This is a genomic window from gamma proteobacterium symbiont of Lampromicra miyakona (assembly GCF_059730895.1).
On sequence record NZ_AP035932.1, the window covers coordinates 1622635 to 1646138 of the forward strand.

Here is a 23504-nt window from a genome sequence, read left to right on the forward strand (position 1 = left end):
AACTGCACGCAATTTTTTTGCGCATAGTCACAAAGGTAACAGTTAAGTGGATTTTATTGAATTGGTTGCCGTCTGGCTGCCTTAAAGCAAATTCATCCGCACGTCACTGAGCCGTCACGGCACTGTCATCTGTCTCCCGCACTGTAGTCGCCATTCCGCAGCCTCTTCCGCTGCGCCCCTCAACCTGAAGCGAATGAGGTATTGAGCGTGATGGAGATATCCAGACATCCGACCACTGTCTATCAGGCGGTTGCCGCCCAGCTGGAGCAGGCGCTGCAGGAGCGCTATCGCTGCGGCGATTATCTGCCGTCTGAACAGCAGCTGGCCGATCACTATGCCGTCAATCGCCACACGCTGCGCCGGGCCGTGGATGAGCTGGTGAACAAAGGCCTGCTGCAGCGGCGCCATGGCGTCGGCATCCTGGTGCTGATGCGCCCGTACGACTACCCGCTGCATGCCCAGGCGCGCTTTAGCCAGAACCTGCTGGAGCAGGGCAGTCATCCCACCAGCGAACGGCTGCTGGCGGTACTGCGTCCGGCCAGCAGCGACGTGGCCGCCGCGCTGGGCAGTGACGAGGGCGCCAGCGTCATTCATTTACGCACCCTGCGGCGCGTCAACGGCGTGCCGGTGTGCGTGATCAACCACTATCTGCCCGACCTGCGCTGGTGGCCGGCGCTGCAGACGTTCCAGCACGGTTCCCTGCACGACTTCATGCAGCAGCAGCTCGGCCTGCAGCTGAGCCGCCGTCAGACCCGCATCAGTACCCGCCGCGCACAGGCCAAAGAGTGCAAACAGCTGGAGATTACGCTGCACGCGCCGCTGCTGTGCGTGCGCACCCTGAACACACAGCCGGACGGTCAGGTGGCGGAGTACTCCGTCAGCCTGACGCGTGGCGACATGATTGAACTCACCCTGGAGCACCAATGAAACAGCAAACCGCCCGTCAGCACTGGCTTTCGGTGCTGGCGCACAGTGAAGCCAGCGCGCTGGCCAGCCACTGGCAGTCGCTACAGCTTACACCCGCCTTCGAGCGCCTGCGCCCGGCGGAAACCGGTTTAACCCGTCTGCAGGCGCGCATGGGCGGCAGCGGGAAACGCTTCGTCATGGGCGATGCCACCGTCACCCGCGCGGTGATCAGACTGCACGACGGCACGCTGGGTTTCAGCTATGTGCTGGGGCGCGATAAGGCGCATGCCGAACGCTGCGCGCTGATTGATGCGCTGCTGCAACAGCCGGAAACCCAGGCGCTGCTGCAGGAAAAAATTATTGCCCCGCTGGCGGCACTGCGTGAAGAGCAGCGCCAGCTGCGCGCGCGGGAGATCGCCAGCTCCAAAGTGGATTTCTTTACGCTGGTTCGCGGAGATAACGAATGACATTACTGGCAAGTTTTAACCATCCGGTTGCCGACGCCCAGCGCGCCTTCCGCCGCATTCTCAAAGCGATGAGCGAGCCGGGCGTGATGGTCTCGCTGCCGCTGGCGCAGGGCTGGGGCGATCTCTCCCCGGCCGCAACGGCGGTGCTGCTGACGCTGGTCGATCAGGAGAGCGCGCTGTGGCTGGATCGCCGCGTGGACAGCGATATCGTGCGCAGCAACCTGCGCTTTCACACCGGCGTACCGATTGTCGATGAGCGCGATGCCCCGTTTGCGCTGACCCACGCGGCGGCCAATCCCGATCCCGCCAGCTTCGCTGCCGGTGACAATCTGTCCCCCGAGAAGAGCACCACGCTAATTGTCGAAGTGCCGTCGCTCAACGGCGGGCTGACGCTGCGCCTCTCCGGGCCCGGCCTGCGTGAGCCGCGCGCCATCGCGCCGCAGCTGCCGGCCGCCATTCTGACCTATCTGCGTGAGCGCCCGCATCCGTTCCCGCAGGGGGTAGATCTGATTTTCACCTGCGGTGAAGCGATGATGGCGCTGCCACGCACCATCGACGTGGAGGTGTGCTGATGTACGTAGCCGTGAAAGGGGGCGAAAAGGCGATTGCCAGCGCCCATCAGCTGCAGGCCGATCTGCGCCGCGGCGACCGCAGCGTCGCGGAGCTGGGCTGCGACCAGGTGGCGCAACAGCTGGGACTGGCGGTGGACCGGGTGATGACCGAAGGCGGCATCTTTGACACACAGCTGGCGGCCTTAGCCATCAAACAGGCCAGTGGCGATTTGGTCGAGGCGATTTTCCTGCTGCGCGCCTACCGCACCACGCTGCCGCGCCTCGCGGACAGCCTGGCGCTGGAAACCGCGGAAATGCGCATCGAGCGCCGCATCTCGGCAGTTTACAAAGATCTACCCGGTGGCCAGGTGCTGGGCCCGACCTATGACTACAGCCACCGCCTGCTGGATTTTACCCTGCTGGCCAACGGCCAAACGCCGGCCGCCGCGCGTGACGATCAGGCGCTGGCGCAGCGTTGCCCGCATGTGTTCAGCATGATGACGCGTGAAGGGCTGGCAGCGCGTGAAGAGGATGACGGCAGCGAGCCGTGCGACATCACGCGCCAGCCGCCCGGTTATCCGGCGTCACGCGCTGCCCGCTTACAGCAGCTGGTGCGCGGCGACGAGGGGTTTTTGCTGGCGCTTGGCTATTCGACCCAGCGCGGCTATGGCCGCAACCATCCGTTTGCCGGTGAAATCCGCACCGGCTATCTCAGCGTGTCGATCTGCCCCGAAGAGCTGGGTTTTGAGATTGAAATCGGCGAGATCCTGCTGACCGAATGCGAAATGGTCAACGGCTTCACCACCCAGGGCGACAGCGCGCCGCACTTTACCCGCGGCTATGGTCTGGTGTTCGGACGCGCAGAGCGTAAGGCGATGGCGATGGCGCTGGTGGACCGTGCGCTGCAGGCACCCGATTATCAGGAGCGCATTGCCGGGCCGGCGCAGGACGAAGAGTTCGTGCTGTCGCACGCCGATAACGTCGAAGCCGCCGGCTTTGTCTCGCACCTGAAACTGCCGCACTACGTGGATTTCCAGGCGGAGCTGGAGTTGCTGCAGCGGCTGCGCCAACAGCATCAGGAGCAGAATGATGAGTGAGTTAACCGGCTACAACAACGGCTACCTGGATGAGCAGACCAAACGCACCATCCGCCGCGCCATTCTGAAAGCGGTCGCGATCCCTGGCTATCAGGTGCCGTTTGCCGGCCGCGAAATGCCGATGCCGTATGGCTGGGGCACTGGCGGCATCCAGATCACCGCCAGCATTATAGGCGACAGCGACGTGCTGAAAGTGATCGATCAGGGCGCGGATGACACCACCAACGCGGTCTCTATCCGGCGCTTCTTCCAGCGCGTCAGCGGGGCGGCAACCACCGAAGCCACCAAAGACGCCACGCTGATCCAGACGCGGCACCGCATTCCGGAGACACCGCTTGAAGAGGATCAGGTGCTGATTTTCCAGGTGCCGATCCCGGAGCCGCTGCGCTTTATTGAGCCGCGTGAGACGGAAACCCGCACCATGCACGCGCTGGAGGAGTACGGCATCATGCAGGTCAAGCTGTATGAAGATATCGCCCGCTACGGCCATATCGCCACCACCTATGCCTATCCGGTGAAGGTTAACGATCGCTACGTAATGGATCCGTCGCCGATTCCTAAATTCGACAACCCGAAGATGCACATGATGCCGGCGCTGCAGCTGTTTGGTGCCGGACGTGAAAAACGCATTTATGCGCTGCCGCCCTACACCAAAGTAGAAAGTCTTGATTTCGACGATCACCCGTTCAGCGTGCAGAGCTGGGAACACCCCTGTGCGCTGTGCGGTTCGCGCCACAGCTATCTCGACGAAGTGGTGATGGATGATGCCGGTACGCGCATGTTTGTCTGCTCCGATACCGATTTTTGCCACCAGCAGCAGGAACAACAGCATGCACAGTGAACAGCCGCTGCTCGCGGTCAATAACCTGACGCACCTCTACGCGCCGGGCAAAGGTTTTGAAGACGTCAGTTTTGCGCTCTATCCCGGAGAGGTGCTGGGGATTGTCGGTGAATCCGGCTCGGGAAAAACCACGCTGCTGCGCAGCCTGTCGGCGCGTCTGGCGCCACAGCAGGGCAACATTCTCTACCGCGGCCGCGATCTGTATCAGCTCAGCGAGAGCGAGCGCCGGCGGTTACTGCGCACCGAGTGGGGCGTGGTGCATCAGCATCCGCTGGATGGCCTGCGTCCGCAGGTGACGGCGGGCGGCAATATTGGTGAGCGTCTGATGGCGATTGGACAGCGTCATTACGGCGACATCCGCAACGAGGCGCTGCGCTGGCTGCAGGACGTCGAAATTCCGGCCAACCGCATCGACGATCTGCCCACCACCTTTTCTGGCGGCATGCAGCAGCGTTTGCAGATTGCGCGCAACCTGGTGACGCAGCCGACGCTGGTGTTTATGGATGAGCCGACCGGCGGGCTGGATGTCTCGGTGCAGGCGCGCCTGCTGGATCTGCTGCGCACGCTGGTACGCGAACTGAATCTGGCGGTGATTATCGTCACCCACGATCTCGGCGTCGCGCGTTTGCTGGCGCACCGCCTGCTGGTAATGAAGCAGGGCAAAGTGGTGGAGAGCGGACTCACCGACCGGGTGCTCGACGATCCGCACCATCCGTACACCCAGCTGCTGGTTTCATCGGTGCTGGCATAGAACACGCTGGCGGTGCGCATTAATGCGCCCTACTCATGAGGTGTGCACCAATCGTAGCGGCGCAATTTATTGCGCCCAGTTGAACAGCGAGCGTTGCTGTTAAATGCGCGATAAATCGCGCCGCTACGGTTACGTGCGGCTGCACGAATCATTATCAGGACATCAACATGCAACCCATTTTGCGCGTAGAGAATCTCAGCAAAACCTTTGTGCTGCACAACCAGAACAGCGCCGAGCTGCCGGTGCTGCAGCACGCCAGCCTTGAGGTGGCCGCCGGCGAATGCGTGGTGCTGCACGGGCGCTCCGGCAGCGGTAAATCCACGCTGCTGCGTGCGCTGTACGGTAACTATCAGGCCAACAGCGGTCACATCTGGCTGCAGCATCACGGCCAGTGGGTCGATCTGGCACAGGCACCGGCGCGTCAGATGCTGGCGATCCGCCGTGACACCGTCGGCTGGGTCAGCCAGTTTCTGCGCGTGATTCCGCGCGTACCGACGCTGGAGATCGTCATGCAGCCGCTGCTGGAGCGCGGCGTCGAACGCGCCCGCTGTGAACAGCGCGCCCGCGAACTGCTGACGCGTCTTAACGTGCCGCAGCGCCTGTGGTCGCTGGCCCCCTCGACCTTCTCCGGCGGGGAACAGCAGCGCGTCAACATCGCACGCGGCTTTATCGCTGACTATCCGGTGCTGCTGCTGGATGAACCCACGGCGTCACTCGACAGCGCTAACAGCGCGGCGGTGGTGGAGCTGATTGAACAGGCGCGCGCCCGCGGCGCCGCTATCGTAGGTATTTTCCATGACGAAGCGGTGCGCGCCCGGGTGGCCGACCGCCTGCACGTCATGCAGCCGCTGCACACAGGAGAACAGGCATGATCGTGAATAATGTCCGGCTGGTGCTGGAAAATGAGGTCGTCAGCGGATCGCTGGAGATGCGCGGCGACCGGATCGCCAGCTTCAGCGACAGCGGCAGTCAGCAGCCAGGCGCGCTGGACGGCGGGAACGCGTTTTTGCTGCCGGGGCTGGTCGAGCTGCATACCGACAACCTCGATAAATTCTTTACGCCACGGCCCAAAGTCGACTGGCCAGCGCATTCGGCGATGAGTAGCCACGATGCACTGATGGTCGCCAGCGGCATCACCACGGTGCTGGACGCCATCGGCGTCGGTGACGTGCGCGACGGCGGTCATCGCCTCGAAAACCTGAGCAAAATGATTACGGCGATTCAGGACAGCAACCGCAAGGGCATCAACCGCGCCGACCACCAGCTGCACCTGCGCTGTGAGCTGCCGCACCACACTACGCTGCCGCTGTTTGAAGCGCTGATGAGCACGCCGGAGCTGTCGCTGGTGTCACTGATGGATCATTCACCCGGCCAGCGCCAGTATGCGTCGCTGGAGATGTACCGCACCTACTATCAGGGTAAATATCAGCTCAACGATGAGCAGATGGATCAGTTTGAGCGCGAACAGCTGGCGCTGGCTGCCGAATTTTCCACGCCGAACCGTAACGCCATCGCTGGCCTGTGCCAGGCGCGCGGTATTCCGGTTGCCAGCCACGATGATGCCACGGCGGCGCACGTTGCGGAGTCACACGCTGTTGGCAGCGCCATTGCCGAGTTTCCCACCACGCTGGAAGCGGCTCGCGCCTCGCGCGACTGCGGCATGCGGGTGCTGATGGGCGCGCCCAACATTGTGCGCGGCGGATCGCACTCCGGCAATGTCGCGGCGTGGCAGCTGGCCAGCCACGGCCTGCTGGACATCCTCTCGTCGGATTACTATCCGGCCAGCCTGCTGGATGCGGTATTCCGCCTGGTGGCCGACGAGCGTAATGCGCTGACGCTACCGCAGGCGGCGGCGCTGGTCACGCGCAACCCGGCACAGGCGATTGGCCTGCACGATCGCGGCACGATTGCGGAAGGGCTGCGCGCCGATCTGGTGCTGGCACACACCGATCACGGTCATGTGCACATTCGCCACGTCTGGTCACAGGGCAGGCTGGTGTTCTGATGGCGCGCCTCATCTGGCTGACCGGGCCCTCGGGCTCGGGTAAAGACAGCCTGCTGAACGCGCTGCGCGAGGCGCCGCCGGACAAGCTGGTGATCGCCCATCGCTATATCACGCGGCCGGCCGATGCCGGCGGTGAAAACCACGTGGCGCTGAGTGAAGCCGAATTCCGCCGGCGGGAAGCGCTCGGCCTGTTCGCCATCAGCTGGCGCGCACACGGCCTGAGCTACGCGCTCGGCGAGGAGATTGACCACTGGCTGGCGCGCGGTCTTAACGTGCTGGTCAACGGTTCACGTCTGCATCTGCCAGTCGTGCGCCAGCACTACGGCGAGCAGCTGCTGCCGCTGGTGCTGCAGGTCTCGCCAGCCGTACTGGCGGCACGGCTGCGCCAGCGCGGGCGCGAAAGTGAAGCCGACATTCAGCGACGGCTGGCGCGCGCAGCAGAACCGCTGCCTGCCCACTGCCACGCGCTCAACAACGACGGCGCGCTGATCGACACGCTCCATCAGCTGCGCCAGTTACTGGAGCATCCGCCATGAATCTGACCTTTCTCGGTACGGGCGGCGTGCAGGCCGCGCCGCTGTTCGGCTGCGACTGTCGCGCCTGTGAACGCGCCCGGCAGCAGCCACGCTATGCGCGTCACGCCACCAGCGCGCTGATCGACACCGGTCGCGAGCGCATCCTGCTCGATGCCGGTCTGCCCGATCTGCATCAGCGCTTCCAGCCCGGTGAGCTGAGCCGCATTCTGCTGACGCATTTCCACATGGATCACGTGGCCGGCCTGTTCAGTCTGCGCTGGGGCCGGGGCGCGTCGATTCCGGTGTGGGCGCCACCGGATGAAAAGGGCTGCGACGATCTGTTTAAGCATCCCGGCCTGCTGGCGTTTCGCCCGGCGCTGACGCCTTTTGTCGCGCACAGCTTCGGCAGCCTGCAGGTGACGGCGCTGCCACTGCAGCATTCGCGGCTGACTTACGGCTACCTGTTCGACTGGCATGGCACGCGGCTGGCGTGGCTGTGCGACACCTGTGGTTTGCCGCCGGACACCGCCGATTTCCTGCAGGGCCAGCCGCTCGATCAGCTGGTGATCGACTGCAACGATGCGCCGCGCGCCGCGGTGGGTAATCACAACGACGTTACCCGCGCACTGGACATCGTGGCCCGGCTGGCTCCGCGCCAGGCATGGCTGGTGCACCTGTCACATGAGATGGATAACTGGTTGCTGGACAATGGGTTACCGGAAAACGTCAGCGTACCGTTCGATGGCCAGCAGATTGCTGTCGGTTTGCGCGACGCTGTCACCGTTTAATCATGGTTCTGTCATCAGACCTTCATCGCCAGTGTCCGTAATAACGGGCAATCAACACCTCAGAAGAGATGGAGCGCAACATGGCACAGGCACTACTCAAAACCGTCGTCGACAATGCACATCCTGCCCAGCGCCATGGCGACAAGGTGCTGTCGGTGCAGGGGCTGTGCAAAGCCTTCGGTGATAACCGCGTGCTGGATGATGTCAGTTTCGATCTGCATGCGGGCGAGCTGGTGGCGGTAATCGGCCGCTCGGGCGCAGGCAAATCGACCCTGCTGCATATGCTGAACGGCACCATTGCCAGCAGCGAAGGCGCGATTCTCAGCATGCGTCACGGCGAGGCGGACCGCGATGTGGTGACGCTCAACAGCCGGCAGATGCGCGAATGGCGCAGCGAGTGCGGCATGATCTTTCAGGACTTCTGCCTGGTGCCGCGCCTCGACGTGCTGACCAACGTGCTGCTGGGCCGGCTCAGCCAGACCTCAACGCTGAAATCCTTTTTCAAAATCTTCTCCGACACCGACCGTGCGCAGGCCATTGAACTGCTGCAGTGGATGAACATGCTGCCGCAGGCGCTGCAGCGGGCGGAGAATCTGTCCGGCGGCCAGATGCAGCGCGTCGCCATCTGCCGCGCGCTGATGCAGCGCCCGAAAATCCTGCTGGCCGACGAGCCGGTGGCCTCGCTCGATCCCAAAAATACCAAACGCATCATGGATGTGCTGCGCCAGGTGAGCGAGCAGGGCATCAGCGTGATGGTCAACCTGCACTCGATTGAACTGGTGCAGCAGTATTGCACCCGGGTGATCGGCATCCAGCGCGGCAAAGTGCTGTTTGACGGCCATCCCGCTCAGTTGACCGACAGCCTGCTGCATGCGCTGTACGGCGACGAAATTAACCAGCTCCACTAACTCCCACGGCAAGAGAAAATCTCACAATGAAACTGACTGCTTTAGCTTTACTGACAGGCGCTCTGATGGCTTTTGGCGTCAACGCAGCGGATGCACCGAAACAGCTGAACCTGGGAATTCTGGGCGGGCAGAACGCCACCCAGCAGATTGGCGATAACCAGTGTGTGAAAACCTTCTTCGATAAAGAGCTGGGCGTGGATACGCAGCTGCGCAACTCGTCTGACTATGCCGGCGTGATTCAGGGGCTGCTGGGCAATAAGATCGATATGGTGCTGAGCATGTCGCCGGCCTCTTATGCCTCGGTCTATCTGCAAAACCCGAAGGCCGTGGATATCGTCGGTATCGTGGTGGACGACAAAGATGGCTCGAAAGGCTACCACTCGGTGGTGATCGTCAAAGCCGACAGCCCGTATAAGAAGCTGGAAGATCTGAAAGGTAAATCGTTTGGCATGGCCGATCCGGATTCCACCTCCGGCTTCCTGATGCCCAATCAGGCCTTTAAGAAAGAGTTTGGCGGTACGGTGGATGATAAGTACAACAATACCTTCTCCAGCGTGACGTTTTCCGGTGGCCACGAGCAGGACATCCTCGGCGTGCTGAATGGCCAGTTCGACGGCGCGGTGACCTGGACGTCGCTGATTGGCGATTACAACAGTGGTTATACCTCGGGGGCCTTTGGTCGTCTGATTCGTATGGATCACCCGGATCTGATGAAGCAGATCCGCATCATCTGGCAGTCGCCGCTGATTCCTAACGGCCCGATTCTGGTGAGTAATAACCTGCCCGCTGACTTCAAAGCGAAAGTGGTGGCCGCGATCAAAAAGCTGGATAAAGAAGATCACAGCTGCTTTGTTAAAGCGGTGGGCGGTGCCCAGCAAATCGGCGCCGCCAGCGTCGCGGATTACCAGAATATCATCGATATGAAGCGCGACCTGATGAAGGGTGCTCGCGGGTAACGAGCGGGTGGCTTCGTGCGGTATTTCCCTCACCCCAGCCCTCTCCCGGGGGGAGAGGGGGCCGCACGTGCTACCGGACAATTCCCTCGCCGCTGGCAGCAAAGGATAGGGTACGTGCCTGCATCAATCTGCCGGACAATTCCCTCTCCCGCTGGCGGGAGAGGGTTAGGGTGAGGGCAATCCCTCGCCATCAACAAAGGATCTCTCCCTTGACCGATTTCGAACACTACTACCAACGTATTCGCCGCCAGCAAAAGCGCGACACGCTGCTGTGGTCGCTGCTGCTGGTGGCGCTCTATCTCGCAGCTGGCAACGTGGCGGAATTCAACCTGGTCACGGTCTGGCAATCGCTGCCACACTTCTTTGACTACATCGGCGCGACGCTGCCGGTGCTGCACCTGCCGCTGCTGTTCGCGGACGTCAAAACCGAAGGTTCGCTGGCTTACTGGGGCTATCGTCTGCACTTTCAGCTGCCGCTGATCTGGGAAACCCTGCAGCTGGCGCTGTCCTCCACTCTGATTGCAGTGCTGATCGCCGCCGTGCTGGCGTTTTTCGCCGCTGATAACACCCAGACGCCGCGCAGCCTGCGCATGGCGATTCGCGCCTTTGTTGCCTTCCTGCGCACCATGCCGGAACTGGCGTGGGCGGTAATGTTCGTGATGGCGTTCGGCATCGGCGCTATCCCCGGCTTTCTGGCGCTGGCGCTGCACACCATCGGCAGTCTGACCAAACTGTTCTACGAATCGATTGAGAGCGCCTCCGATAAACCGGTGCGCGGTCTCGCCGCCTGTGGTGCCAGCAAGCTGCAGCGTATGCGCTTCGCCTTCTGGCCGCAGGTGAAACCGACCTTTCTCTCCTACAGCTTTATGCGGCTGGAAATTAATTTCCGCTCCTCCACCATCCTCGGGCTGGTGGGCGCGGGCGGCATCGGTCAGGAGCTGATGACCAACATCAAACTGGATCGCTACGATCAGGTCAGCATGACGCTGCTGCTGATCATCGTGGTGGTGTCGCTGCTGGATACGCTATCCGGCTGGCTGCGCCGCCGTGTGGTTGAAGGAGACGTAAAATGATCGCCTTAGCGCCCGACGTGGCGAAACTGAAACAGCAGCACGCTGCACTGTTTGCCGCGCAAAACCGTTATCTGCGCCGCATCGCGCTGATTGCGCTGGCGCTGGTGCTCTACTATCTGTTCTTCTTCAGCGTGTTCGGCATCGACTGGCAGCGCTTTGTCATCGGCTGCCAGCAGCTCGGAAGCTATTTCCTGCGCATGTTCGTCTGGCAGGATTTCGTCAACTGGCCGTTTGGCTACTATTTCTCGCAGGTCGGCATCACGCTGGCTATCGTGTTTGCCGGCACGCTCACCGCCACCGTCATCGCGCTGCCGGTCTCCTTTCTGGCAGCGCGCAATGTGATGCACGATCCGCTGACGCGGCCAATATCGCTGCTGGTGCGCCGGCTGCTGGATGTGCTGCGCGGCATCGACATGGCCATCTGGGGATTGATCTTCGTGCGGGCGGTAGGCATGGGGCCGCTGGCCGGGGTGCTGGCGATTGTGATGCAGGACATCGGCCTGCTGGGCAAGCTGTATGCCGAAGGGCATGAAGCGGTTGAACGCTCACCCAGTCGCGGCCTGAGCGCAGTGGGGGCCAACAGCCTGCAAAAACACCGTTACGGCATTTTTACCCAATCGTTTCCCACCTTTCTCGCGCTGAGTCTGTATCAGATTGAGTCCAACACCCGCTCGGCGGCGGTGCTGGGCTTTGTCGGCGCCGGTGGCGTCGGGCTGGTCTACGCCGAAAACATGCGCCTGTGGAACTGGGATGTAGTGATGTTTCTCACCGTGATTCTGGTGGTGGTGGTGATGGTGATGGACGCCATCTCCAGCCGGTTGCGTAAACGCTACATCACCGGGAAAGGGGTGCCGCTGTGGCAGCCTGCCGCGCGCGACTGAGCCGTTCGCTGCGCTGCCAGGCGCGCTCCAGCGCCTGCACCAGCTGCGCCTGCTGCCAGGGTTTCGCCAGCCGTTCACACAGCGGTAGCGTCACCGGCGTCTGGCGCAGATCCTGACCGCTGATCAGCAGGGTGGCCAGCTGTGGCCACTGCTGCTGCGCCTGACGAATCACATCCGCACCGTTCAGGGCACCCGGCAGCATCAGGTCACTGATAAGCAAATCGATATCCGGCGTCTGGCGCAGCAGCGTCAGCGCGCTCTCGCCGTCAGCACACTCCAGCGTCAGATAACCCAGCTGATGCAGATGTTCGCACAGCGTCTGGCGCACCGCCGGCTCGTCATCCAGCACCAGTATCAGGCGATCGCGGCTGGCGCGCGGCGTCAGCACCGGCGCGCTCACCAGCGGCTGCGCGGCTTCCGGCGCGCGCGGCAGCAGCAGCCGCACCGTGGTGCCCTGGCCCGGCGCGGTCTCCAGTTCGATCTGTCCGCCGGACTGGCGCACAAATCCGTACACCATCGACAGCCCCAGCCCGCTGCCGCTGCCGGTGGCTTTGGTGGTAAAGAAGGGTTCAAACACCTGTTCCCGCACCTCGGCGGACATGCCGCAGCCGTGGTCAATCACTTCAATGGTGACGCGGTCGCGCTTGCCATCGGCCTCCTGAATTCGTTGATTCCAGATGCGCAGGCGGATCTCGCCGCTCTGGCGCTCCATGGCATCGCGCGCGTTCACCACCAGATTCATCAGGGCGTTCTCCAGCTGGCCGGCATCAATCCACGCCGGCCAGCCTGGGCGCTGCGCATCCACCACCAGATGCTGGCCGGGCAGCAGGGAGTGCTGCAGCAGCGACTGCAGATTTTCCACCAGCTCCACCACCGCAACGGCACGCGGATAAAGCGCCTGCTTGCGTGAGAAGGCCAGCAGGCGCTGCGTCAGCTGAGCGGCACGATCGGCGGCCAGCCGCGCGCGCTCAATGCGGCTGGCCAGCGTGCCGGGCGGTAGCTGATCGACGGTCAGCGCCAGGCTGCCGATGATCACCGCCAGCAAATTATTGAAATCGTGCGCCAGGCCGCCGGTCAGCTGACCGACCGCTTTCATCTTCTGGCTGTGCAGCAGTGCCGCTTCCAGCGCCTTACGCGAGGTGCGCTCCAGCACCGTGTTGACCATGCCGCGCCGCGGTACCGGGCTGAAGCGCAGTTCGAGCGTGCGGCCATCCGGCAACCTGACTTCCTGCGCGTCGTGCAGGCTGCTGAGCTGCACATCGACGCGATCGAGCAAACGCTGATAGTGCATGCCGCGATGCAGCTCGCGCGGCGCGAAGCCCAGCAGTTCGGCGTACTGCGCATTCCACACCACCAGCTGACCGCTGTTATCAAACAGCGCGAAGCCGTCGCGCATGGCGAGGAAGGTCGATTCCAGCTGGTTGCTTTTCTCTTTCAGTAGCTGCGAGGTGTGGGCCAGCGAAGCGGTGTTGCGCGCGAACACGTTAAAGGCGCGCGCCAGATCGCCCAGCTCATCGCGCCGTGCCAGGCCGGGCACGCTGACGCTTTTCTCCCCCTGCGCCAGCCGCGTCATGGCGTGCGCGATGGCGGTAAGGCTGGAACCGAGATTGCGGTAGATGTAGTAACCGGCGTAACCGGTAATCAGCAGCGCCAGTAACATAAACAGACCGATGAAACCGATGATTGAATCCAGTTCCTGATGGGCGGTGGCGCTGCGCGCATCGCTCTGCTGCGCTACCAGCTGAACGTAGTGGGTGATGTCTTCGTTGAGCATCGCCACCAGCGCCTTGATGCGATAGGTGGCGTAGGCGATGGCGATGTCACTCTGCTCCAGCTGACCGGCCACCGGCAGCAGCTGCTGGCTGGTGCTGACCAGCCGAGCGCGCTGCATCGCCAGTACGCCCTGCAGCGGCAGCGCAGACCAGATCGGCAGCACGCTGTTGAGCTGTTGCACTGCGGCCTGCGGCGTGGCGGACTGAATTGCCACGGTTAACAGCGCGGCCGTCTGCTGGCGCAGCGGCAGAAACGCACCGTCGCTGGCCAGCAGGTCGATACGGTTGAGCAGCAGCTGCGCCTGCCACAGGCCGCTGAGCATCACGTTACGCTGTAAATGGCGCTGATGCCCCTCCAGCAGCAGCTGGCTGATGCTTTGCTCCAGCATCTGACTGCGCTCGCGGATGCGTGCCAGCAGCGCCGGCTGCTGTGCGGCCAGCGGCGCGCTGGCCAGCTGACTCAGCGACTGCTGCAGCGCCTGCTGAGTCTGCTGCAGACGCGCCGATTCGCTCTGGTATTCGAGCGCGCCCACCACCTGCGCCAGCCGCACCGCGGCGATGGCGACATTGGCCGTATCACGCGCCAGCGCCAGGCTGCCGTTCATATCGGCCAGCGTTTGTGCCTGTGCCTGCTCCTGAATGTGACCGGCGTGGCGAAAACCGAAAATAGCCACCAGGCTCACCGCCAGCGTAACGCTCACCACCAGCAGGTTAAACATCAGCAGGCGCCCGCGCGCGCCGGCGTGCCAGTGCAGACTGTGACTCATTGCTGCCGCTCCTCACCGCTCAACTCCGGCGAGTATAGAAGCGCGGCCGGGGCGCAATATGACAAATATGAACGGCGTCTGACATTTTCCATTTATCTGGCGTTGCTTAACTCGCGGCTATCCACTGGCAGCAGGAGCCTGAAGATGGCGGCGACACCGATATTAGAAATGCGGGCAATTACCCGGCGCTTCGGCAGCTTCTATGCGCTGAAAGGCGTCGACCTGACCGTCTGGCCGGGTGAAGTGCACGCGCTGATGGGCGAAAACGGTGCCGGTAAAAGTACCTTAATGAAGATTCTGGCCGGCGCGTATACCGCCAGCAGCGGGGAAATTCTTATCGATGGTCAACCCTACGCGATCAGGGGCCCGAAAGAGGCGCTGGCGGCAGGGATCACCCTGATTTATCAGGAAATCAACCTGGCACCGAATCTGACGGTGGCGGAAAACATCTTTCTCGGCAGTGAAATTTCCCGTGGCGGGCTGGTGAAGCGTCGCCAGATGGCCGAAGAAGCGCAGCAGGTGATTAACCGCCTTGGCGCGCAGTTCAGCGCCACCGATCTGGTGAGCCGCCTGAGCATCGCCGAACAGCAGCAGGTGGAAATTGCCCGCGCGCTGCATCGCAACAGCCGCATCCTGGTGATGGACGAACCCACCGCTGCGCTCTCGAATCGCGAAACCGAACAGCTGTTTGCGCTGATCAAACGCCTGCGCAGCGAAGGCATGGCGATCATCTATATCAGCCACCGCATGGCGGAAGTGTATGAGCTCTCCGATCGCGTCAGCGTGCTGCGCGACGGCCAGTACGTCGGCAGCCTGACGCGCGAACAGCTGAACGCCAGCGAACTGGTGCGCATGATGGTTGGCCGTCCGCTTAGCGATCTGTTCAACAAAGATCGCGCCATTAGCTTCGGCGAAATTCGTCTGGCGGTAAATCATCTGACCGACAACCGCAAAGTACATCCCTGCAGCCTGGCGGTGCGCGCCGGGGAGATTGTCGGGCTGGCCGGGCTGGTCGGTGCCGGCCGCAGCGAGCTGGCGCAGCTGATTTTTGGTGTGCATCAGCCAGCCGGCGGGGAAATCTGGATCGACGGGGAAAAAGTGCAGATTCACTCGCCGCGAGACGCCATTGCGCGCGGCATCGGTTTCCTGACCGAAAACCGCAAAGAGCAGGGGCTGTTTCTGGAACTGGCGGCGCAGGAAAACATCGTGATGGCCACGCTTGAGCGCGATGCCAGCTACGGCCTGCTTAACCGGCGCAAAGGGCAGAAGATCGCCAGCGAGGCGATTCAATCACTGAATATCCGCGTGCCGCACGCCCAGGTGCGCGCTGGCGGCTTATCCGGCGGCAACCAGCAGAAGCTGCTGATTTCGCGCTGGGTATCGATAGCGCCGCGCATCCTGATTCTGGATGAGCCGACGCGCGGCGTGGATGTCGGCGCCAAGAGTGAAATCTACCGCATGATGAACCAGATGGCGCAGCAGGGGGTGGCAATTTTGATGATCTCCAGCGAGCTGCCGGAAGTGGTGGGCATGAGCGACCGCGTGTACGTGATGCGCGAAGGCACCATCGCCGGCGAGCTGAGCGGCGAGCAGATTAGCCAGGAAAACATAATGACACTGGCCACCGGCGCGCAGCCGGTCCAGGCCTGAGGAGACGGGAATGACCAGTGAAACCGCACGCGTAAAAAGTCCAACGCTAAAACGTGCGTTGATGAGTGACCTGCTGCAAACCGTGGGTATTTTGCCGATTCTGATCCTGATCGTGGCGGTATTTGGCTTTGTCGCCCCGAACTTTTTTACCGAAGCTAACCTGCTGAATATCACGCGTCAGGCCTCCATCAACATTGTGCTGGCGGCGGGCATGACGTTTGTCATTCTCACCGGTGGTATTGACCTGTCGGTTGGCTCAATGCTGGGCACCACGGCGGTGGTGGCGATGGTGGTGTCGCTCGATCCGGCGTTTGCCGGGCTGACCATCCCCGCCGCGCTCGGAGCCGGGCTGATCATGGGGCTGTTCAACGGCATTCTGGTCGCCTGGGCGGGCCTGCCGCCGTTTATCGTCACGCTGGGCACCTATACCGCGCTGCGCGGGGCGGCCTATCTGCTGGCTAACGGCACCACGGTGATTAACTCGGATATCAACTTTGAGTGGATAGGCAACGGTTATCTCGGACCGATCCCGTGGCTGATTATCATTGCCTTTGCGGTGATTGCGCTGTGCTGGTTTATTTTGCGCCGCACCACGCTTGGCGTGCACATCTATGCGGTGGGCGGCAACATGCAGGCAGCGCGCCTGACCGGCATCAAAGTGGGTGCGGTGCTGGTGTTTGTCTACGCCATGAGCGGCCTGCTGTCCGGGCTTGGTGGCCTGATGAGCGCATCGCGCTTGTACAGCGCTAACGGCAACCTCGGCGTGGGCTATGAGCTGGACGCGATCGCCGCGGTGATTCTGGGCGGTACCAGCTTTGTCGGCGGCATTGGCACCATTACCGGCACGCTGATTGGCGCGCTGATTATCGCCACGCTGAACAACGGCATGACGCTGATGGGCGTGTCGTACTTCTGGCAACTGGTGATTAAGGGCGGGGTGATCATTATTGCGGTGCTGATCGATAAGTACCGTACGCGGCATCACGTGGGGTGAGGGGGCGGGCATCGGCGCTAGCCCTCACCCCAACCCTCTCCCGCTCGCGGGAGAGGGGGCTGTCCGGAGAGAAGATTTTGAAAACAAGTGCTTCACCTGAACACCACGCAGAACGGTTCCCTCTCCCGCGGGCGGGAGAGGGTTAGGGTGAGGGCAAAGGCAAAGGCAATCAGGGCATAAAACCAAAAAAGCAGGAGAACATCGACTATGCGTTTTAATCCGATTATCACCGGACTGCTGGCCGCGACACTGTTCAGTGCGCCATTTGTGCAGGCCAAAGAACTGAAATCCATCGGCGTGACGGTGGGCGATTTGGCTAACCCGTTCTTCGTCCAGATCACCAAAGGGGCGGAGCTCAAGGCGCGTCAGCTGGCGGGCGATAAGGTCAACGTGACGCTGGTCTCCAGCGGCTATGATCTTGGCCAGCAGGTGGCGCAGATTGACAACTTCATTGCCGCTAAAGTGGACATGATCATCCTCAACGCTGCCGACTCCAAAGGCATCGCGCCGGCGGTGAAGCGTGCGCGTGATGCCGGCATCGTGGTAGTGGCGGTGGACGTGGCTGCGGACGGTGCCAATGCCACCATCACCTCTGACAACACCCAGGCCGGGGCCATGGCCTGTAAATACATCTCCGACCGCCTGAAAGCCAAAGGCAACGTGGTCATCATCAACGGACCACCGGTGTCAGCGGTGCAGAACCGCGTGGAAGGTTGCATGAATGAGCTGAAAACCCACCCGGATATCAAACTGCTCTCTTACAACCAGAACGCCAAAGGCAGTCGCGAAGGCGGACTGGAAGTGATGACCGGCCTGCTGTCGGCCAATCCGAAGATTGATGCCGTGTTCGCCATCAACGATCCTACCGCTATCGGTGCCGATCTGGCGGCGAAACAGGCGCAGCGTAGCGAATTCTTTATCGTCGGCGTCGATGGATCGCCAGACGGCGAAGAGGCGCTGAAGCGCAAAGGCTCGCTGTTTGTCGCGACGCCAGCCCAGGATCCGCAGGTGATGGCGGCCAAAGCAGTTGAGATTGGCTATGACATCCTGCAGGGCAAGCCAGCGCCGGATAAGCCGGTGCTGATTCCGGTAACGCTGATCGATCGTAACAATGTCAGCAGCTACAAAGGCTGGACGGTGAAATAAGCCACACGGGCGTCGCGGTGCACACTGCGCGCCGCGACGCCCGCCGGAGACGCAGCTATGCGACGTTCCGAAGTTAACGCTATTTTGCAACTGACCCGTGAATTCTTTCTGCGGCAGGATGTGCATCTGCCGCCGTGGGCCGACTATGGTCTCAGCCAGTGGCGCGCGCTGGACACCTCAGCCGCCGCCGAACTGCTGGCGCTGCACCTCGGCTGGGATGTCACCAGTTTTGGTGCCGATGATTTCAGCCAGACCGGCCTGACGCTGTTTACCCTGCGCAACGGTTCACGCGGCGGACAGCCGTGGAGCAAACCGTATGCGGAGAAGATCATGCACGTGCGCGAAGGGCAGGTGACGCCGATGCATTATCATCCGCAAAAAATGGAAGACATTATCAACCGCGGCGGTGGCAACCTGATTGTCACGCTACACAATCGCGACGGCGATCGGCTGGCGGATTCGCCGGTACAGGTCACGCTGGATGGCATCTGCCAGACCCATGCCGCCGGTTCCCAGCTGCGGCTGTCACCCGGCGAGAGCGTCACGTTACTGCCCGGTGTCTGGCACAGCTTCTGGGGCGAAACCGGCTACGGCGATGTGCTGGTGGGCGAAGTCTCCATGCCCAATGACGATGAGCACGACAACGTCTTTCTTACCCCGCTGGCGCGCTTTAATCCGATTGATGAGGATGAAGCGCCGCGCTGGCTGCTGTGTAACGAATATCACCGCTGGCTGGCATAACAGGAGTGTTCCATGGCACTGATCTCTCTGGCGCAGGGCCTCGCCCATGCGCAGCAGCACGGTTACGCGCTCGGCGCGTTCAACGTTCTCGATACCCACTTTCTGCGCGCGCTGTTCCATGCGGCGGAGCAGCAGCGTTCGCCGTTTATCATCAACATTGCCGAGGTGCATTTTAAATACGTCAGCCTGGAACCGCTGATCGCCGCTATCCGTGCCGAAGCGGCGCTGCACGCCATCCCGGTGGTGCTCAACCTCGATCATGGCCTGCATTTTGATGCGGTGATGCAGGCGATTCGCCTCGGCTTCACCTCGGTAATGTTCGATGGTTCAACCCTGAGCTATGACGAGAACATTCGCCAGACGCGGGAAGTGGTGAAGATGTGCCACGCGCTGGGTATTTCGGTTGAGGCCGAGCTGGGCGCCGTGGGCGGCGATGAGGGGGGCGCGCTGTTTGGCGAAGCGGACAGCAATAAATTCACCGACCCGGCGCTGGCGGCGGAATTTGTCCAGGCAACCGGCATCGACTGCCTCGCAGTGGCCATCGGCAACGCGCACGGCAAATACAAAGGCGAGCCAAAGCTTGATTTTGACCGTCTGGCGGCGATTCGCGCAGCGGCCGGCATTCCGCTGGTGCTGCACGGTGGTTCCGGCATCAGCGACGCTGATTTCCGCCGCGCCATCAGCCTCGGCATCCACAAAATCAACTTCTACACCGGTATGTCGCAGGCGGCGCTCGGGGCGATTGAAACGCAAATCACCCAGCGCGACGCGCGCTACGACTCGTTCGCCGAACTGTTAATGGCGGTTGAACGCGACATCGCCAGCGTTGTGGCCCAGCAGATGCAGGTGTTTGGCAGCGCCGGGAGGGCCTGACATGGCAGCACGCAACGGCATTCTGGCGGCGGGTAATATGCTGGTGGATCACGTGCAGCGCATCAGCCACTGGCCAGAACAGGGCTGGCTGGCGGAGATTAGCCACAGCGAGAAATGCAGCGGCGGTGCAGCGCTGAATGTGCTGTTTACCCTGGCGCGCATGCAGGTCGGTCTGCCGCTGGCCGCCGTGGGGATGCTGGGCGAGGACAGCGACGGCGATTATCTGCTGCAGCTGCTGGATGAACATCATGTGGATCGTCAGCACGTGCAGCGCACCGGTGCGTCAGCCACGGCGATGACGCAGGTGATGACCGCGCCGGACGGTCAGCGCACCTTTTTTCATGCGCGCGGGGCCAATGCGCAGCTCGATGTGGCGCACTTCGCTCACCTTGCCACCGCGCACCGCATCTTCCACCTCGGCTATCTGTTGTTACTGGATAAGCTCGACCAGCCCGATGCGCAGTACGGTACCCGCAGTGCCCGGCTGCTGGCGGAGATGCAGCAGCGCGGCTATCTCACTTCGCTCGATCTGGTCTCACGCGCCGGCGAGTATCAGACGCTGGTGAAGCCGGCGCTACGCTGGCTCGATTATCTGGTGATTAACGAACTGGAAGCGCAGGCGCTCACCGGCATCGAGCTGCGCAGCAGTGGCACGCTGGCGTCACCGGCGGCGTTTGCTGCGGCGGCACGCTGGCTGCTGGCGCAGGGTGTGCGCCAGCGCGTGGTGATTCATGCACCGGAAGGCGCCTGGGGCCAGCAGCCAGAGGGCGACGGTCTGTGGCAGCCCGCCTGGTGCTTAGCGGCAGAGGAGATTGTCGGCAGCGTCGGGGCGGGCGATGCCTTCTGCGCCGGCGTGCTGTACGCCAGCCATCAGAACTACAGCCTGCAGCAGACGTTAAAGCTGGCCCATACCTGCGCCAGCTTTAATCTGCATGCGGCCAACGCGCTGGACGGCATCCGGCCACTGAGCGAGATGCAGCGCTGGATGGATCAGGCGATTTGCGTCTCGCGCGCCGCGGCGGACGGGCGCATCACATCGGCGGAAAAAACATAGCCCAGTCCGCGAATGGTGCGGATCAGGATCGGCTGATGCGGATTAGCCTCGATTTTGCGTCTGAGGCGCATGATCAGCACATCAATGGTGCGATCGAACACGTCGAGGCTTTCGCTGTGGGTCAGCTCCAGCAGCTGGTCGCGCGTCAGGACCTTACGCGCGTGGCCGACCAGCGCGCGCAGCAGACTGTATTCGCCCTGAGTGAGCGGCACGCTTTCACGCTGCGGATTGAACAGCTGACAACGCACATCATCCAGCCGCCAGCCATTAAACTGCCAGCCCTCATCAATCACCGTTTCCGGCTGCGCCAGTCGCCCGCAGCGGCGCAGCGCCGCACGGGCCCGCGCCACCACCACACGGGGATTAAAGGGTTTGGCGATATAGTCGTCGGCGCCCATCTCCAGCCCAACCACCATATCGGCTTCCGATCCCATGCCGGTCAGCATGATCACCAGCAGCTCAGGGCGCTGACGCTGCATCTGCTGTAATACCAGCAGGCCGTTGGTATCGGGCAGCATCATATCCAGCATCACCAGGGAGATTTCCGGATGCTGCGCCAGCAGCGCCAGGGCGTCGCGCCCCTGATGACAGCTATAAACGGTAAACACATGTTCGCTCAGCACATCGTGCAGCAATTCGCAGATGGCACGATCATCATCAACGACCAGAATCGCGGGCTTCATTGCACTGCCTCTTTTGTTGCGAAAGGGTTAAACGCAGTGTAACCCGGCGTTTTTAAGCTGCTGAAACGCGCAGCAGAAACGTGAGCGCCATCGCCTGGCAGAGTGTGAAAGCGTGCGTTACCGCAATATTTCACCCCCGGCTGCGCACGGCGGGAAAACGTTTGCGCGCAGGTGGTGCAATGCACCATAATCGCGCCTCGTTCTGGTTCAGAATTTTCTTAGCCGCAACGGCACGCTGAAACGGAAACGATTGCGTCAGGGAGTGGCATAGCAATTGCTATGTGGACAGGGGATAGCACACGACGTTCTGCTGCCAGCGGTGGCAAAACGCCGGCATAAAAAAATAATTTTCCTCACTTTTTCCGCGTCAGCTTAGCCACCACGCGCGGAATAGCGGGAAAACGCCTTGGCAAGAGAGAGCAGGCCTGCGGGCCGTCTCCGCTGATGAGAGATGATGATGTTAGAAAAACTTTTTAAGTTAAAAGCTCACCACACCACGGTGCGCACCGAAATCATTGCCGGTATCACGACCTTTCTGGCAATGGCCTACATCCTGTTTGTGAATCCCAGCATCCTCGGGGCGACCGGTATGGATAAAGGCTCGGTGTTTGTTGCCACCTGTCTGGCCGCGGCCATCGGTTCGATTCTGATGGGCCTGATCGCCAACTATCCGATCGCGCTGGCACCGGGCATGGGCCTGAACGCCTTCTTCACCTACACCGTGGTGCTGCATATGGGCTACACCTGGCAGATCGCGCTGGGTGCGGTGTTCCTCTCGGCGGTGATCTTCTTTGCGCTGTCGATTTTTAAAATTCGCGAATGGATTATTGCCAGCATTCCGCTGCCGCTGCGTGCCGGGATTGCGGCAGGCATTGGCCTGTTCCTCGCACTGATTGCGCTGGAAGGAGCGGGCATCGTGGTGGATAACCCGGCTACGCTGGTCGGTCTGGGCGACCTGACCAAACCGGGTCCGCTGCTGGCGCTGCTGGGCTTCTTTATCATTGTGGTGCTGGAAGCGCGTCGCGTGACCGGCGCCGTACTGATCGGCATTCTGGTTGTTACCTTTATCTCGATGGGCATTGGCCTGACACCGTTCGCGGGCGTGTTCTCTGCGCCGCCGTCAATTGCGCCGACCTTTATGCAGCTGGATATCGCCGGCGCGTTCAACGTTGGCCTGGTGAGCGTGATCTTTGCGTTCCTGTTTGTCGACGTGTTTGATAACACCGGCACGCTGCTGGGCGTGACGAAACGCGCCGGTCTGGCCGATGAGCAGGGCAACGTGCCGAAAATGGGCCGTGCGCTGATCGCCGATAGCGCCGCTGCACTGTTCGGTTCACTGCTGGGTACCTCAACCACCACCAGCTATGTGGAGTCCGCTGCGGGCGTCAGCGCCGGCGGCCGTACCGGTCTGACGGCGATTGTGGTCGCCATTCTGTTCCTGCTCAGCCTGTTCTTCTCGCCACTGGCGGGTAGCGTGCCGGTCTACGCCACGGCACCAGCGCTGCTGTTCGTCGCGGTGCTGATGGCTTCCGGTCTGGCAGAAATTGACTGGAAAGATGTCACCACGGCGGCACCGGTCACCGTGACCGCGCTGACCATGCCGCTGACTTACTCAATCGCTAATGGTATCGCCTTTGGTTTTATTACCTGGACGGTGGTGAAACTGCTGAGTGGCCGCACCAAAGAGGTCAATGCGGCGCTGGTGATTCTGTCGATTCTGTTTGTGATTAAACTCGGCTGGCTGAGTGCCTGATGCTGTGTAACGGAAGCCCGCCCGGGCTTCCGTGTAAGTTGTTACATGCGCGCAATGATTGTTTGCGTGATGTCTCGCAATTCCTGCCCGTACCCACTTTTCTCTTTCAGGCCTGATGTTTACTGTTTTTCCGTAAATTCTGCCATGCGCAAATTTTTTGCCTGCAGTGGCGGGATCGTGGAATGTTTAATCGCTGCCGCTCTGCTTAAATAGCGGTGGAGTGAGGCGATGACACAAGGTTGCTGAAGAAGGACAAGATAATGGATTATCCCGTTTACACGCTGCCGCATCGGTTGCCGCCTCGCCTTCCGGCGTTAAGAAATCAGGGAGCA

At 61.7% G+C, this 23504-nt stretch carries 23 protein-coding genes; 21 read left to right on the forward strand and 2 right to left on the reverse strand.

What is annotated here, in order from left to right; all coding sequences use genetic code 11:
- Positions 1–210: 210 nt before the first annotated feature.
- From phnF to phnE (AC6I8P_RS07455), 14 genes are all read left to right on the forward strand, one after another.
- Entirely contained in the window at positions 211–927 is a 717-nt protein-coding gene (gene phnF / locus AC6I8P_RS07390; protein WP_132466836.1) for a phosphonate metabolism transcriptional regulator PhnF, read from the forward strand.
- The gene (gene phnG, locus AC6I8P_RS07395) at positions 924–1373 is read left to right on the forward strand and encodes a phosphonate C-P lyase system protein PhnG (protein ID WP_058757348.1); all 450 of its coding nucleotides are present in this window, start codon (positions 924–926) and stop codon (positions 1371–1373) included. Before phnF ends, phnG begins: the two co-directional genes overlap by 4 nt.
- Complete coding sequence (phnH, locus tag AC6I8P_RS07400) at positions 1370–1945, forward strand: phosphonate C-P lyase system protein PhnH (RefSeq protein ID WP_498031095.1); 576 nt, start codon at positions 1370–1372, stop codon at positions 1943–1945. Before phnG ends, phnH begins: the two co-directional genes overlap by 4 nt.
- Positions 1945–3021, forward strand: a complete 1077-nt coding sequence (locus tag AC6I8P_RS07405; RefSeq protein ID WP_498002390.1) for a carbon-phosphorus lyase complex subunit — start codon at positions 1945–1947, stop codon at positions 3019–3021. The genes phnH and AC6I8P_RS07405 overlap by 1 nt, the downstream gene beginning before the upstream one ends.
- Complete coding sequence (locus AC6I8P_RS07410; protein WP_058782061.1) at positions 3014–3862, forward strand: alpha-D-ribose 1-methylphosphonate 5-phosphate C-P-lyase PhnJ; 849 nt, start codon at positions 3014–3016, stop codon at positions 3860–3862. The genes AC6I8P_RS07405 and AC6I8P_RS07410 overlap by 8 nt, the downstream gene beginning before the upstream one ends.
- Positions 3852–4613 carry a phosphonate C-P lyase system protein PhnK gene (gene phnK / locus AC6I8P_RS07415; RefSeq protein ID WP_021509800.1) on the forward strand — a complete coding sequence of 254 codons (762 nt, stop codon included), beginning with the start codon at positions 3852–3854 and terminating at the stop codon, positions 4611–4613. The genes AC6I8P_RS07410 and phnK overlap by 11 nt, the downstream gene beginning before the upstream one ends.
- Positions 4614–4780: 167 nt before the next feature.
- Positions 4781–5485 carry a phosphonate C-P lyase system protein PhnL gene (gene phnL / locus AC6I8P_RS07420; RefSeq protein ID WP_021509801.1) on the forward strand — a complete coding sequence of 235 codons (705 nt, stop codon included), beginning with the start codon at positions 4781–4783 and terminating at the stop codon, positions 5483–5485.
- The gene (gene phnM, locus AC6I8P_RS07425; protein ID WP_058774782.1) at positions 5482–6618 is read left to right on the forward strand and encodes an alpha-D-ribose 1-methylphosphonate 5-triphosphate diphosphatase; all 1137 of its coding nucleotides are present in this window, start codon (positions 5482–5484) and stop codon (positions 6616–6618) included. The genes phnL and phnM overlap by 4 nt, the downstream gene beginning before the upstream one ends.
- A complete protein-coding gene (gene phnN, locus AC6I8P_RS07430) occupies positions 6618–7154 on the forward strand; it encodes a ribose 1,5-bisphosphokinase (protein WP_104188816.1) in 537 nt (178 codons plus the stop codon). Before phnM ends, phnN begins: the two co-directional genes overlap by 1 nt.
- The gene (gene phnP, locus AC6I8P_RS07435; RefSeq protein ID WP_215480473.1) at positions 7151–7921 is read left to right on the forward strand and encodes a phosphonate metabolism protein PhnP; all 771 of its coding nucleotides are present in this window, start codon (positions 7151–7153) and stop codon (positions 7919–7921) included. The genes phnN and phnP overlap by 4 nt, the downstream gene beginning before the upstream one ends.
- An 80-nt stretch (positions 7922–8001) precedes the next feature.
- Complete coding sequence (phnC, locus tag AC6I8P_RS07440) at positions 8002–8829, forward strand: phosphonate ABC transporter ATP-binding protein (RefSeq protein WP_021509805.1); 828 nt, start codon at positions 8002–8004, stop codon at positions 8827–8829.
- A gap of 26 nt (positions 8830–8855) precedes the next feature.
- The gene (gene phnD / locus AC6I8P_RS07445) at positions 8856–9785 is read left to right on the forward strand and encodes a phosphonate ABC transporter substrate-binding protein (RefSeq protein WP_481657550.1); all 930 of its coding nucleotides are present in this window, start codon (positions 8856–8858) and stop codon (positions 9783–9785) included.
- A 209-nt stretch (positions 9786–9994) separates the two neighbouring features.
- Complete coding sequence (phnE, locus tag AC6I8P_RS07450) at positions 9995–10858, forward strand: phosphonate ABC transporter, permease protein PhnE (RefSeq protein ID WP_058757354.1); 864 nt, start codon at positions 9995–9997, stop codon at positions 10856–10858.
- The gene (gene phnE, locus AC6I8P_RS07455; protein WP_338670993.1) at positions 10855–11739 is read left to right on the forward strand and encodes a phosphonate ABC transporter, permease protein PhnE; all 885 of its coding nucleotides are present in this window, start codon (positions 10855–10857) and stop codon (positions 11737–11739) included. Before phnE (AC6I8P_RS07450) ends, phnE (AC6I8P_RS07455) begins: the two co-directional genes overlap by 4 nt.
- On the opposite strand, the gene AC6I8P_RS07460 is transcribed toward phnE (AC6I8P_RS07455), so the two are convergent.
- Entirely contained in the window at positions 11693–14278 is a 2586-nt protein-coding gene (locus tag AC6I8P_RS07460; protein WP_058757356.1) for an ATP-binding protein, read from the reverse strand. The two genes, phnE (AC6I8P_RS07455) and AC6I8P_RS07460, sit on opposite strands and share 47 nt — an antisense overlap.
- 144 nt (positions 14279–14422) lie before the next feature.
- Between AC6I8P_RS07460 and AC6I8P_RS07465 the strand changes: the two genes are divergently transcribed.
- The 6 genes from AC6I8P_RS07465 (at position 14423) to AC6I8P_RS07490 (ending at position 20736) form a co-directional block, all read left to right on the forward strand.
- Positions 14423–15928, forward strand: a complete 1506-nt coding sequence (locus AC6I8P_RS07465; RefSeq protein ID WP_058771123.1) for a sugar ABC transporter ATP-binding protein — start codon at positions 14423–14425, stop codon at positions 15926–15928.
- Between the two features lie 10 nt (positions 15929–15938).
- Entirely contained in the window at positions 15939–16922 is a 984-nt protein-coding gene (locus tag AC6I8P_RS07470) for an ABC transporter permease subunit (RefSeq protein WP_021509811.1), read from the forward strand.
- Between the two features lie 207 nt (positions 16923–17129).
- The gene (locus AC6I8P_RS07475) at positions 17130–18068 is read left to right on the forward strand and encodes an ABC transporter substrate-binding protein (protein ID WP_058757358.1); all 939 of its coding nucleotides are present in this window, start codon (positions 17130–17132) and stop codon (positions 18066–18068) included.
- Between the two features lie 57 nt (positions 18069–18125).
- Positions 18126–18809 carry a D-lyxose/D-mannose isomerase gene (locus AC6I8P_RS07480; RefSeq protein ID WP_275028505.1) on the forward strand — a complete coding sequence of 228 codons (684 nt, stop codon included), beginning with the start codon at positions 18126–18128 and terminating at the stop codon, positions 18807–18809.
- A 12-nt stretch (positions 18810–18821) separates the two neighbouring features.
- Entirely contained in the window at positions 18822–19682 is an 861-nt protein-coding gene (locus AC6I8P_RS07485; protein ID WP_058757359.1) for a ketose 1,6-bisphosphate aldolase, read from the forward strand.
- A 1-nt stretch (position 19683) separates the two neighbouring features.
- On the forward strand, positions 19684–20736 hold the full coding sequence (locus AC6I8P_RS07490; RefSeq protein WP_104188829.1) for a carbohydrate kinase family protein: 1053 nt from the start codon (positions 19684–19686) through the stop codon (positions 20734–20736).
- On the opposite strand, the gene AC6I8P_RS07495 is transcribed toward AC6I8P_RS07490, so the two are convergent.
- Complete coding sequence (locus AC6I8P_RS07495; RefSeq protein WP_021509816.1) at positions 20673–21419, reverse strand: response regulator; 747 nt, start codon at positions 21417–21419, stop codon at positions 20673–20675. The two genes, AC6I8P_RS07490 and AC6I8P_RS07495, sit on opposite strands and share 64 nt — an antisense overlap.
- Before the next feature lie 457 nt (positions 21420–21876).
- Between AC6I8P_RS07495 and AC6I8P_RS07500 the strand changes: the two genes are divergently transcribed.
- Positions 21877–23172: an NCS2 family permease gene (locus tag AC6I8P_RS07500; RefSeq protein ID WP_031280170.1), complete on the forward strand. Its 1296-nt coding sequence runs from the start codon at positions 21877–21879 to the stop codon at positions 23170–23172.
- The last annotated feature ends 332 nt before the right edge of the window (positions 23173–23504 follow it).

What these genes read in the sequence shown, in the direction of transcription:
- phnF (WP_132466836.1), top strand. Translation starts at nt 211, where the DNA reads ATGGAGATATCCAGACATCCGACCACTGTCTATCAGGCGGTTGCCGCC.
- phnG (WP_058757348.1), top strand. Translation starts at nt 924, where the DNA reads ATGAAACAGCAAACCGCCCGTCAGCACTGGCTTTCGGTGCTGGCGCAC.
- phnH (WP_498031095.1), top strand. Translation starts at nt 1,370, where the DNA reads ATGACATTACTGGCAAGTTTTAACCATCCGGTTGCCGACGCCCAGCGC.
- AC6I8P_RS07405 (WP_498002390.1), top strand. Translation starts at nt 1,945, where the DNA reads ATGTACGTAGCCGTGAAAGGGGGCGAAAAGGCGATTGCCAGCGCCCAT.
- AC6I8P_RS07410 (WP_058782061.1), top strand. Translation starts at nt 3,014, where the DNA reads ATGAGTGAGTTAACCGGCTACAACAACGGCTACCTGGATGAGCAGACC.
- phnK (WP_021509800.1), top strand. Translation starts at nt 3,852, where the DNA reads ATGCACAGTGAACAGCCGCTGCTCGCGGTCAATAACCTGACGCACCTC.
- phnL (WP_021509801.1), top strand. Translation starts at nt 4,781, where the DNA reads ATGCAACCCATTTTGCGCGTAGAGAATCTCAGCAAAACCTTTGTGCTG.
- phnM (WP_058774782.1), top strand. Translation starts at nt 5,482, where the DNA reads ATGATCGTGAATAATGTCCGGCTGGTGCTGGAAAATGAGGTCGTCAGC.
- phnN (WP_104188816.1), top strand. Translation starts at nt 6,618, where the DNA reads ATGGCGCGCCTCATCTGGCTGACCGGGCCCTCGGGCTCGGGTAAAGAC.
- phnP (WP_215480473.1), top strand. Translation starts at nt 7,151, where the DNA reads ATGAATCTGACCTTTCTCGGTACGGGCGGCGTGCAGGCCGCGCCGCTG.
- phnC (WP_021509805.1), top strand. Translation starts at nt 8,002, where the DNA reads ATGGCACAGGCACTACTCAAAACCGTCGTCGACAATGCACATCCTGCC.
- phnD (WP_481657550.1), top strand. Translation starts at nt 8,856, where the DNA reads ATGAAACTGACTGCTTTAGCTTTACTGACAGGCGCTCTGATGGCTTTT.
- phnE (WP_338670993.1), top strand. Translation starts at nt 10,855, where the DNA reads ATGATCGCCTTAGCGCCCGACGTGGCGAAACTGAAACAGCAGCACGCT.
- AC6I8P_RS07460 (WP_058757356.1), bottom strand. Translation starts at nt 14,278, where the DNA reads ATGAGTCACAGTCTGCACTGGCACGCCGGCGCGCGCGGGCGCCTGCTG.
- AC6I8P_RS07465 (WP_058771123.1), top strand. Translation starts at nt 14,423, where the DNA reads ATGGCGGCGACACCGATATTAGAAATGCGGGCAATTACCCGGCGCTTC.
- AC6I8P_RS07470 (WP_021509811.1), top strand. Translation starts at nt 15,939, where the DNA reads ATGACCAGTGAAACCGCACGCGTAAAAAGTCCAACGCTAAAACGTGCG.
- AC6I8P_RS07475 (WP_058757358.1), top strand. Translation starts at nt 17,130, where the DNA reads ATGCGTTTTAATCCGATTATCACCGGACTGCTGGCCGCGACACTGTTC.
- AC6I8P_RS07480 (WP_275028505.1), top strand. Translation starts at nt 18,126, where the DNA reads ATGCGACGTTCCGAAGTTAACGCTATTTTGCAACTGACCCGTGAATTC.
- AC6I8P_RS07485 (WP_058757359.1), top strand. Translation starts at nt 18,822, where the DNA reads ATGGCACTGATCTCTCTGGCGCAGGGCCTCGCCCATGCGCAGCAGCAC.
- AC6I8P_RS07490 (WP_104188829.1), top strand. Translation starts at nt 19,684, where the DNA reads ATGGCAGCACGCAACGGCATTCTGGCGGCGGGTAATATGCTGGTGGAT.
- AC6I8P_RS07495 (WP_021509816.1), bottom strand. Translation starts at nt 21,419, where the DNA reads ATGAAGCCCGCGATTCTGGTCGTTGATGATGATCGTGCCATCTGCGAA.
- AC6I8P_RS07500 (WP_031280170.1), top strand. Translation starts at nt 21,877, where the DNA reads ATGTTAGAAAAACTTTTTAAGTTAAAAGCTCACCACACCACGGTGCGC.